8 protein-coding genes are annotated in these 11,412 nt (G+C 62.1%); 7 read left to right on the top strand and 1 reads right to left on the bottom strand.

Annotated features, from left to right (window positions below; genetic code table 11):
* Positions 1 to 125: 125 nt before the first annotated feature.
* Complete coding sequence (ompA, locus tag PSO31014_RS13505; protein ID WP_017232104.1) at positions 126 to 791, bottom strand: outer membrane protein OmpA; 666 nt, start codon at positions 789 to 791, stop codon at positions 126 to 128.
* Between the two features lie 411 nt (positions 792 to 1,202).
* Here ompA and gyrA point away from each other — a divergent pair, with 411 nt between their 5' ends.
* The 7 genes from gyrA to PSO31014_RS13470 all read left to right on the top strand — a co-directional run bounded on the left by gyrA (position 1,203) and on the right by PSO31014_RS13470 (position 11,357).
* Positions 1,203 to 3,830, top strand: coding sequence for a DNA gyrase subunit A (gyrA, locus tag PSO31014_RS13500; protein ID WP_150552077.1), 2,628 nt, complete (start codon positions 1,203 to 1,205; stop codon positions 3,828 to 3,830).
* Positions 3,831 to 3,969: 139 nt separating this feature from the next.
* Positions 3,970 to 4,557, top strand: a complete 588-nt coding sequence (locus tag PSO31014_RS13495) for a DUF2059 domain-containing protein (protein WP_150552076.1) — start codon at positions 3,970 to 3,972, stop codon at positions 4,555 to 4,557.
* Positions 4,558 to 4,841: 284 nt separating this feature from the next.
* Entirely contained in the window at positions 4,842 to 5,954 is a 1,113-nt protein-coding gene (gene serC / locus PSO31014_RS13490) for a 3-phosphoserine/phosphohydroxythreonine transaminase (protein ID WP_150552075.1), read from the top strand.
* 110 nt (positions 5,955 to 6,064) lie between these two features.
* Entirely contained in the window at positions 6,065 to 7,147 is a 1,083-nt protein-coding gene (gene pheA / locus PSO31014_RS13485) for a prephenate dehydratase (RefSeq protein WP_150552074.1), read from the top strand.
* A 21-nt stretch (positions 7,148 to 7,168) separates the two neighbouring features.
* A complete protein-coding gene (locus PSO31014_RS13480) occupies positions 7,169 to 8,041 on the top strand; it encodes a prephenate dehydrogenase (RefSeq protein WP_150552073.1) in 873 nt (290 codons plus the stop codon).
* Positions 8,041 to 9,363 carry a 3-phosphoshikimate 1-carboxyvinyltransferase gene (aroA, locus tag PSO31014_RS13475; RefSeq protein WP_150552072.1) on the top strand — a complete coding sequence of 441 codons (1,323 nt, stop codon included), beginning with the start codon at positions 8,041 to 8,043 and terminating at the stop codon, positions 9,361 to 9,363. The genes PSO31014_RS13480 and aroA overlap by 1 nt, the downstream gene beginning before the upstream one ends.
* Positions 9,364 to 10,097: 734 nt before the next feature.
* A complete protein-coding gene (locus tag PSO31014_RS13470) occupies positions 10,098 to 11,357 on the top strand; it encodes an amino acid ABC transporter substrate-binding protein (protein WP_150552071.1) in 1,260 nt (419 codons plus the stop codon).
* Positions 11,358 to 11,412: the final 55 nt, after the last annotated feature.

Genomic DNA, 11,412 nt, shown 5'->3' with positions numbered 1-11,412 from the left:
GAGCCTATGGATACCGCGACGAGGAATACTTCTTCCTCAAAATCCGCGCGGCTTTCCCCGGTAATCCACGATGAACCAAAAAAAACCCCGCCGAGGCGGGGTTTTTTCGTAGTCGGTGAACGGTATTACTTGTTCGTGCCGACGACTTCGACTTCCACGCGGCGATCCGGTGCCAGGCACTTGATCAGCTGACCGCGGTTCTTCTGGTTGCAACCGGTCGTGACCGGGTTGCGCTTGCCCTTGCCTTCCGTGTAGACGCGGTTGGCTTCAACGCCCTTGCTGACCAGGTAGGCCTTCACAGCTTGAGCGCGACGCAGCGACAGACGGTCGTTGTACTTGTCCGAACCGATGCGGTCGGTGTAGCCCGTGGCAACCACGACTTCCAGGTTCAGTGCTTGAACCTTGCCAGCCAGGTCGTCCAGCTTGGCCTTGCCTTCCGGCTTCAGGATGGCCTTGTCGAAATCGAACAGGGCGTCAGCTTGGTACGTCACCTTCTGCGAGACCGGAGCGACCGGAACCGGAGCCGGTGCCGGAGCCGGTGCCTGGGCGATGATCGAGCCATCGCACTTGGCATTGGCCGTGGCCGGGGTCCAGTAGGCATCGCGCCAGCACAGTTCGTCCGAGCCGTTCTTCCAAACCCACTCGCCGCTGCCGTTAACCCAGTTGTCGTTGACTGCTTGTTTCGAGGCCGCGATCGGACCCGGAGCGGTCTGGACATAATTTTGAGCCATAGCCGAAGCAGCCATCACTGCGGTAGCTGCAACGATCGCGAGCTTAGCGAATTTATTCATATTTCTCCTCTCGAAATGAGATTACCGCAGGGTTACTGCGAGCCTAGACGACGGTACCAAAGTCTTACATCGCTCGAAGTATAACATCGGCATTTGCGCCAAAGCATGGCCCATGCACTTCGAATAATGTCTAACTTATGCCACGGCATTTTGCCATAGCGCTTCCGCCACCCGTGAGCAAAACCCCAAGTTTGCCGCCCGTCGTGGCGCAGTTGTGGTTTGAGCGCAACACCTTTTGAGGCCCCTCGCCAACCGTTTCATTCTTCGTGGTCGCCGATCGTTTTGGCATGCCGGACATGTCTTGTGCGTCGCATCACGCTCGTTTCGGATGCCAATGACGGGCATGTTAGAATCTTAAGATCATATCGCCGGCAACCGCCTATCGCGATTAGGGTTTGATAGATACGAATAATGGATCAGTTCGCCAAAGAAACTCTCCCGATTTCGCTTGAAGAAGAAATGCGGCGGTCGTATCTCGATTACGCCATGAGCGTGATCGTCGGCCGCGCTTTGCCAGACGTGCGCGACGGCCTGAAGCCGGTGCACCGCCGTGCACTGTTTGCCATGCACGAGTTGAATAACGACTGGAACCGGGCATACAAGAAATCGGCACGTATCGTCGGTGACGTCATCGGTAAGTACCACCCGCACGGCGACGCCTCTGTATACGACACCATCGTTCGCATGGCGCAGCCGTTCTCGCTGCGCTACATGCTGGTCGACGGGCAGGGGAACTTCGGCTCGGTCGACGGCGACAACGCCGCTGCCATGCGATACACGGAAGTGCGCATGGCCAAGATCGGCCACGAACTGCTCGCGGACATCGACAAGGAAACCGTCGACTTCGGTCCGAACTACGACGGCAGCGAGAAAGAGCCATTGATCTTGCCGGCCCGCATCCCGAACCTGCTGCTCAATGGTTCGTCGGGGATTGCGGTCGGCATGGCCACGAACATTCCGCCGCACAATCTCAACGAAGTCGTCGAAGGTTGTCTGCACGTGCTCAAGCACCCGGAAGCGACCATCGACGAACTCATCGAGATCATTCCGGCGCCGGACTTCCCGACGGCCGGTATCATCTACGGCATTTCCGGCGTGCGCGAAGGCTACCGCACCGGTCGCGGTCGTGTGGTGATGCGAGCGAAGACTCACTTCGAAGACATCGATCGCGGCCAGCGCGTGGCGATCATCGTCGATGAGCTGCCGTATCAGGTGAACAAGCGCTCACTGCTCGAGCGTATTGCCGAGCTGGTCAACGAGAAGCGTCTTGAAGGGATTTCCGACATTCGCGACGAGTCCGACAAGAGCGGCATGCGCGTGGTGATCGAACTCAAGCGCGGCGAAGTGCCCGAGGTTGTGCTCAACAATCTCTATAAGCACACGCAACTGCAGGACACATTCGGCATGAACATGGTGGCGCTGGTCGACGGCCAGCCCAAGCTGCTGAACCTGCGCGAAATGCTGGTGCACTTCCTTGCGCACCGCCGCGAAGTGATTACTCGCCGCACGATCTATGAACTGCGTCGCGCCCGTGAGCGTGGCCATGTGCTCGAAGGTCTGGCGGTAGCGCTCGCTAATATCGACGACTTCATCGCGATCATCAAGGCGGCACCGACGCCGCCGATCGCGAAGGCCGCGTTGATGGAAAAGGCGTGGGATTCGTCGGTCGTGCGCGACATGCTCTCGCGGGCCGAAAGCGATACGCAGGGCGGCCGTGCGGCCTACCGTCCGGAAGGGCTCGACGCCGCCGTGGGCATGCAGGCCGATGGACTCTACCGTCTGTCGGAGACGCAGGCGCAGGAAATTCTGCAGATGCGCCTGCAGCGCCTGACCGGTCTGGAACAGGACAAGATCGTTTCCGAGTACAAGGAAGTGATGGCCCAGATCGCCGACCTGCTCGACATCCTGGCGCGCCCTGAACGCGTGACGGCGATCATCAGCGACGAACTGACGGCCGTGCGCGCCGAGTTCGGCGACGAGCGCCGTTCGACCATCGAACACAACGCCACCGAACTCGACACCGAAGACCTGATCACGCCGCAGGACATGGTGGTTACGCTGTCGCACTCGGGCTACATCAAGTCGATGCCATTGTCCGAATACCGCGCGCAGAAGCGCGGTGGCCGCGGCAAGCAGGCCGCCGCGACCAAGGATGACGACTGGATCGACACGCTGTTCATCGCCAATACGCACGATACGATTCTGTGCTTCTCGAATCGCGGCCGTGTGTACTGGATCAAGGTGTATGAAGTGCCGCAGGGGTCGCGAACCTCGCGCGGGCGCCCGATCGTCAATATGTTCCCGTTGCAGGACGGCGAGAAGATCAACGTGGTGCTGCCGGTCAAGGCATACACGGAAGATCGCTTCGTGTTCATGGCCACGAGCCTGGGCACGGTGAAGAAGACGCCGCTGACGGCCTTCAGCCGTCCGCTCAAGAAGGGCATCATCGCGGTGAATCTCGATGACGGCGACGTGCTGATCGGCGCGGCCATCACCGACGGTGCGCACGACGTCATGTTGTTCTCGGACAGCGGCAAAGCGGTGCGTTTCGACGAAAACGATGTGCGTCCGATGGGGCGCGAAGCGCGTGGCGTGCGCGGCATGCAGCTCGAAGACGGGCAGACGGTCATCGCGCTGCTGGTTGCCGAGAACGAGCAGCAATCGGTGCTCACGGCGACTGAAAACGGCTACGGCAAACGCACGTCGATCACCGAATATACGCGCCACGGCCGTGGCACTAAGGGTATGATTGCGATCCAGACGAGCGAGCGCAACGGCCGAGTGGTCGCGGCGACGTTGGTCGAGCCGGATGACGAGATCATGCTGATCACGACCGGCGGGGTGCTGATCCGTACGCGCGTGTCGGAAATTCGCGAAATGGGCCGGGCCACGCAGGGGGTGACGCTGATCAGCCTGGACGAAGGCACGACGCTTTCGGGCCTGCAGCGCATCGTCGAGTCCGATGCCGAAATCGCGGAGAATGGCGGTGATGTTCAAGATGGCGACGAGACGCCGGAAGCGGATGTCACGGAGTCATGACTGACGTAACGCGATGTAAGCTGCGGGCGCATTACCCCGAAAAGTCAGTAGAATCTGGCTCGATGCAGTGAAGTGCCCAGGCGAGGATGCATCTATTTATCGCCGGACAAAGCCGGCGAACTTTGGAGTGACTATTACTATGCAACATAACGTCAAGAAGTGGATGTGGCTGCTGCTCGCAGCGCCGGCAATGGCGATGGCTCAGCAAAGCGCCCCGATCGATGCCGACAAGAAGGCCGCCATCAAGGACCTGCTCGACGCCATCGACGCGAACAAGCTAGTTGCCGCCATCGGCGACGGCGCGCAGCAACAGGCAAAGCAATTGGCGCCGCAAGTGCTCGAACGCCAACTGGTCGCCAACAAGACGATGAGCGATGCGCAGAAGCAGGCCATTGTGCCGACGCTGCAAGAGCGCTCGGTGCAAAAGCTCGTCGAGGGGGCAGGCAAGGTCTTCGCTTCCGACGCGTTCAAGAACGATGCCGTGCAAGCGCAATACGCGGCTTATGGCAAGTTCTACACCACCGACGAAATCAAGGGTCTGACGGCGTTCTACAAGAGCGCGGTCGGCCAGAAGTACATCAAGGTGCAAGATCAGGTTGGCCAGGAAGTCGTTGGCGGCCTGATGCAGAAGTACATGCCGCAATCGATCGACGCGACCAGCAAGCAAGCGGACGCCGAGATTGCCGCGGCCGCCAAGTCACCAGCGAAGGCACCGGCCAAGAAGTAAATTTCGGCCGGTCCCGCTGGGATTGACCGATAATGATGGCCGTTTGCGAGCGATCGCAAACGGCCATTTTGTATTGACGACGTAATTGCCGGTTTCTGCTCGGAATTTTCCGGCAAAGCCATCGTCCTGCGGCGGAATTGGGGCGCACACCCGCACGTCGAAGGCATCTGGCGGTATAGTGGGTCTTCGCCGCCGCGCAAACGCATCATCGTCAGACGTGAAACGCAAGCCGCACGGGGCAGTGTCCGTCGGCTTGCGTTTCACTTTTACCGTGGCAAAACATTATGACGCGCGCTTTCAATTTTTCGGCCGGTCCGGCGGCGCTGCCGGCCGAGGTGCTGGCACAGGCTGCCGAGGAAATGCTCGACTGGCACGGCGCCGGTATGGGCGTGATGGAGATGAGCCATCGCGGACGTGAGTTCATGAGCATTCTGGCGCAGGCGCAGGCCGATCTGCGTGAGCTGCTCGCCGTGCCGGACAACTACCGGATTCTGTTCATGCAGGGCGGCGCGCTGGCCGAGAACGCGCTCATCCCGATGAACCTGTTGGGCGGCGAGCGTGCGGGAGAGCGTCGTACGGCGGACTACGTCGTCACCGGCTCGTGGTCGGTGAAGTCGCAGAAGGAGGCGCGCAAGTATTGCGACGTCAATATTGCCGCGAGCACCGAAGCCGAGAAGTTCACCCGCCTGCCGACAATGGAAGAATGGCAGTTGTCCAAAGATCCGGCTTACGTGCACATCTGCACGAATGAGACCATTCACGGCGTCGAGTATTTCTGGACGCCCGATCTGGGCGCCGCCGGGCTGCCGAACGTGCCGCTCGTGGCGGACGTCTCGTCGCACATTCTTTCGCGTCCGATGGATGTGTCGAAGTTCGGCGTGATGTACGGCGGTGCGCAGAAGAATATCGGTCCGTCGGGGCTGACGGTGGTCATCGTGCGCGACGACCTGCTCGGCCGCGCATTGCCGGTTACGCCCAGCGCGTTCGATTGGAAGATCGTTGCCGAGAACGACTCGATGTTCAACACGCCACCGACCTACGCGATCTACATCGCCGGTCTGGTGTTCCAGTGGCTCAAGCGCCAAGGGGGGCTGGTGGCCATGGAGGCGCAGAACGAAGCCAAAGCCGATTATCTCTATGGCTACCTGGACAGCAGCGAGTTTTACCGCACGCCCGTCGCGAAGGATTGCCGCTCGCGCATGAACGTGCCGTTTTTCCTGCACGACGACGCATTGAACGAGACTTTCCTGGCCGGCGCTCGCGAGCGCGGCCTGCTGCAACTCAAGGGCCACAAGTCCGTGGGAGGCATGCGCGCCTCGATTTACAACGCGATGCCGCTGGCCGGCGTCGAGGCGCTGGTCGACTACCTGCGCGAATTCGAGCGCAGCCACGGCTGACGAGGGCGAACGGCCGGCGCGATAGGCCTGTCCTGATGTTCTTCGGGACGTCGCGCCGAGCACTTCCGATTCGCCCGACCCTATTCCACTGCATGACGACAATACGCTCCATGGAAGACGATCTGAACGCATTGCTGCGCCCCTTGCGGGAGAAAATCGATGACATCGACGCGCAGCTTCTGAAGCTGCTCAATCAACGCGCGGCTGTCGCCCTGGAAGTAGGCGAAGTCAAGAAGCGTTTCGGCGCGCCGGTGTTCCGGCCTGAGCGCGAGTTGCAGGTCATTTCGCGTCTGCAACAAACCAACGATGGCCCGCTGTATGGCGACAACCTTGCGTCGATCTGGCGCGAGATCATGTCGGCCAGCCGTGCGCTGGAGAAGGTCATGACAGTCGCTTACCTGGGGCCGGCCGGCACCTACAGCGAACAGGCGGCATTTGCCTACTTCGGACAAAGCGTGAAAGGCTTGCCGTGCCCGTCGCTCGACGAGGTGTTCCGTGCCGTCGAGGCTGGCAGCGCGGACTTCGGCGTCGTGCCGGTCGAGAATTCGACCGAGGGTGTGGTGTCGCGCACGCTGGACCTGCTGCTGCAAAGTCCGCTGACGATCAGCGGCGAAGTGGCTTTGCCGATTCATCACAATCTGATGTCGCTGTCGGGCACGCTCGACGGGGTCAGGCGCATCTGCTCGCATGCGCAGTCGCTCGCCCAATGTCAGCACTGGCTTACGGCGCACTTCCCGCTGCTGGAGCGGCAGGCGGTGTCGAGCAATGCTGAAGCGGCGCGCATGGCGGCGGCCGATCCGACCATTGCGGCGATTGCCGGCGAGTCCGCGGCGACCCAATACGGACTGCAGGTGGCCTACGCGCACGTGCAGGACGATCCGCACAACCGCACGCGATTCGTCGTGGTCGGCACGCAGGATCCGGCGCCGAGCGGCCACGATCAAACATCGCTGATTCTCTCGGTGCCGAATCGCGCCGGCGCCGTGGTGGCGTTACTCGAACCGCTGGCGAACAATGGCGTATCGATGACACGCTTCGAGTCGCGTCCGGCCAAAAGCGGTGCGTGGGAGTATTACTTCTACGTCGACTTCGAGGGCCATCGCGACGATCCCAATGTCGCCAAGGCGCTCGACGCGCTCCGTCAGAACGCAGCCTACTGCAAAGTGCTCGGGTCATACCCGCGCTCCGCATAACGGGGCGGCGGACGAAACACCATGAGTCTGAATAAACTCGTCATCTGCGGCGTCGGCCTGATTGGCGGTTCGCTCGCGCGTGCGCTCAAGGCTGCGGGTGCCGTGAAGGAAGTCGTTGGCGTCGGGCGCAGCGAGGCGTCGCTGGCGCGGGCATGCGAACTCGGTGTGATTGATCGGGCTGCCGTGTCGATGGCCGAGGCCGTGGCGGGGGCCGATGTCGTCGTGCTCGCGGCGCCGGTGGCGCAGACGCCCGCATTGCTCGCGGCGATCCGCCCGTTTCTCGGTGGCGATACGATCGTGACCGACGCGGGAAGTACCAAGACGGACGCCGTGACCGCCGCCAAGGCCGCACTGGGCAACGAGGTCTGGCGCTTCGTGCCGGGGCACCCCATCGCCGGGGCGGAATTGTCCGGTGTCGATGCCGCGAAAGCCGATTTGTATCTCGACCGGCGCGTCGTGCTGTGTCCGCAAGCGAACAATCGCCACGAGGACGTCGCGCGGGTGCGCGCGATGTGGGAGGCGACCGGAGCGCGTGTGTCGGAAATGTCCGAGACGCAGCACGATCGCGTATTCGCGTCGGTCAGTCACCTGCCGCACGTTCTCTCGTACGCGCTCATCGCACAAATTCTCGAAGCCCCCGATGCTGCCTCGAAATTCGGTTTCGCGGGCGGCGGTTTTCGCGACTTTACGCGCATCGCGGCATCGAATCCGGAAATGTGGCGCGATATCTGTATGGCCAATCGCGAGGCATTGCTCGCCGAACTCGATGGCTACGTCGCGACGCTCGCGGGCTTGCGTCAATTGATCGATGCCGGTGACGGCGCCGGTCTCGAGGCCGTCTTCGCGCGCACCAGCCAGGCGCGCACGAACTGGGCCAAGCAACAGGAAAAGTAATGGAAACGCTCGATCTCGGTCCGTACGGACACGCCGAAGGCACGCTGCGCCTGCCCGGCTCAAAAAGTATCTCGAACCGCGTATTGCTGCTCGCCGCGCTGTCCCACGGCACAACCCGGGTGCGCGACCTGCTCGCGTCGGACGACACGAAGGTCATGCTCGACGCCTTGGCGACGCTTGGCGTCAAATGTACGCAGGTCGGTGACTCGCGCGATTTCATCGTCGAGGGGTGTGGCGGTGAATTTCCCGTCAAGACGGCCAAGCTGTTCATGGGCAACGCGGGCACGGCCATTCGTCCGCTGACGGCGGCGCTCGCGCTTAGCCACGGCGACTATGCAGTCTCCGGCGTGGCGCGTATGCACGAACGCCCGATCGGCGATCTGGTTGACGGCTTGCGCCAGCTCGGCGCGCATATCGATTACGTCGGTAACGCCGGCTATCCCCCGCTGCATATCCAGCCGGCCGATGTGGCCGCACCGTCGGCGCCCATTCGCGTGCGTGGCGATGTGTCGAGCCAGTTCCTTACCGCGCTGCTGCTCACGTTGCCGCTATTGCCTTCGGCCACGGGCGAGATCGTGGTTGAAGTCGAGGGAGAGCTGATTTCCAAGCCGTATATCGACATCACGCTGCGACTGTTGCGGCGCTTCGGTATCGATGTGCAGCAAGACGGATGGTCGCGCTTCACGTTGCCGGCGGCGGACGCCAACGGCGCGAAGTATCGGAGTCCGGGCGAGATCCGGGTCGAAGGCGATGCGTCGTCGGCGTCGTACTTCCTCGCCGCCGGAGCCATTGGGGGCGGGCCGCTGCGCGTGGAAGGCGTCGGCCGCGACAGCATTCAGGGCGATGTGCGTTTCGTGGACGCCCTCGCGGCGATGGGCGCGCGCGTCACACTGTTCGATGACGCTATTGAAGTGCATGGCGTCGACACGCCGAGCGGCAAGCTGCGTGCGCTCGACATGGACTTCAATCACATTCCCGACGCGGCAATGACGATCGCCGTAGCCGCACTCTTCGCGGACGGCACGACCACGCTGCGCAATATCGCAAGCTGGCGCGTGAAGGAGACGGATCGCCTGGCCGCCATGGCGATCGAACTCCGCAAGGTGGGGGCAACGGTGGAGGAGGGCACGGACTATTTGCGGGTCACGCCGCCCGCCACGCTGACACCGAACGCGGCCATCGACACCTACGACGATCACCGTATGGCGATGTGCTTCTCACTCGTGAGCCTGGGTGGCGTGCCGGTGACGATCAACGATCCGAAGTGCGTTGCCAAGACGTTCCCGACGTATTTCACCGAGTTTGCGCGCGTCGCGTCCTAGCGCGCATTGCGAATGCTTGCTCGCACGCCGTTGTTGAACGGGCAGAACTGACGTTACCTACGCGCATCGGCCCCCGATTGTCGGAAGACCACTTCGGGGGCCGATCACGCTGGCCGTGTGTCTGGCCGGGCCCCTGGCACGCGATCGACCGCCCGGCCCACCTGAATTCCCCTCCTGTCTATCTGCATAGCCCCGCGTGCCGCGCGGCTTGGGATAAGCGTGCTCCCCCTGCCTCGCCCCGGCTAAGCATCCGCCAACGCGGTGATGCCGTTCGCCGCCGCTTCGTTTGCGCCGGCTCGCCCGGACTCGCCCTGACACGCCCCGGAAGCATCCCGCGCATCCGGCGCTTCCGGCGCTTCCGGCGCTTCCGGCGCGAGCCGGCCGGACGTCACTTTTCCCAGCCACCCGTCGGCGCATTTGTGCGGATTTTCGCGCAATGCGCATGTCGCGACAGGCCGGCACCGTGCTGCATCAAGGCATTGCGTGCGCCGATGTGATTGGCATGCGAATTGCATAACCTTCTCCAAACAATCGAATATCGATCATCAGGAGACAAGTCATGACGTTCATCCGCTTCCCCATTCGCTGACCCGCCGGGCCCAACCGGCCCGGCCTCAGGCCGTCGGTTCCCATTCGCTTCCCACGTAGCAGAACCCTGACCACGTGCGTCATTGCGGCTTTCGCCGTGCGGCGTGGACAGGTCTTGATGTCAAAACGATCCAGAGGAGATTTCAATGCACGCGCGACTGACCCGTAAAACCGCCACTTCGCTGAAAATGACCGCTGCCGCGATCGCCTGCGCGTTCGCCAGCCTGGGTGCACAAGCTGCACAGGCGCCAGCACAGATCAGTATTGGCACGCTCTACGCGAGCACTGGCCCGTTCGCGGTGGCTTCCCAGGGGCAATACGAAGGGTTGAAGTTCTGGGCCGACACCGTCAACAAGCAGGGCGGGGTGCTCGTCAAGGCATTCGGCAAGAAGATTCCCGTGAAGATCGTGGCGTACGACGACCAGAGTTCGACGTCCACGGCGACCACGCTTTATAACCAGTTGATCACGCAGGACAAGGTCGACATACTCGTGGCCGACTTTGGGTCGGTGCTGACGTCGGTCGCGGTGCCGCTCGCGGCTGAGCACCATATGCTGTTGATCGATCCGACCGGCTCGGGGGCGAACTTCTTCACTCAGAAGACCGATTACCTCGCCGATGTGAGTATTCCGTCGTCGACGGTCTGGCCGGTGCCGCTCGCCAACTTCCTCCTCAAGCAGAAGATCAAGCGCGTGGCGATTGTCTATGGCGCGAACGATTTCGATGCCTCGCAAGCCGAAACGATGAAGGCGGAACTCGCGAAGGGAGGCGTGACGCCGGTGTTCTATCACAGCGTGCCGACCACGGAATCGAACTACAACGTGCTGCTGCACACGGCGAAGGCAGCCAATCCCCAGGCGTTGCTTGAATTCGGCTACGCGCCGAACGACATCGCGTTTCTACGCGCACTGTCGCAAAGCGGCCTGCATTTCGACATGACGTTCACGATCTTCCCGGGGCAACTGCTGCAACTGCTCACGAAGAATGCGGGGGTCGATGCGCTCGCCTACACGTACACGTACCCCACGCCGCCGCTGGTCAAGTACGACAAGGTCACTTACGGGATGAATACCGCGCAGTTTGTGCAGGCGTTCCAGGCCGACCAACACAAGGATCCGACCTTCCTCGACTCGGCCGGTTACAACACGGGCATTGTCATGGAGAAGATGCTTGGCGACGCACCGACGTTTGCACAACCGGCCTTCCACCAAGCGTTGATCGACATGTCCGGAAAGACGACCACGCTGCTGGGGCCGTTCCAGATCAATGCGAACGGGGCGCAGCTCGGCCAACCGTTCCCGGTGGCCCAGATGGTGCCGGACGGCAACAAGGGGCTGAAGTTCGTCGTCGTGTACCCCGACTCGCACGCGACCGGCAAACCGGTGTATCCGGCGCCGACGCACTGATCGTCAGTCGCATCGTCTGATCAGGAACCGGCCGGCGCCGCTCGACGGCGCCGGC

It is taken from the genome of Pandoraea soli, from assembly GCF_902459595.1.
Lineage (GTDB): Bacteria > Pseudomonadota > Gammaproteobacteria > Burkholderiales > Burkholderiaceae > Pandoraea > Pandoraea cepalis.
Note: the sequence above shows the minus strand (reverse complement) of the source record. Positions and strands in the feature narration are given on the sequence as shown.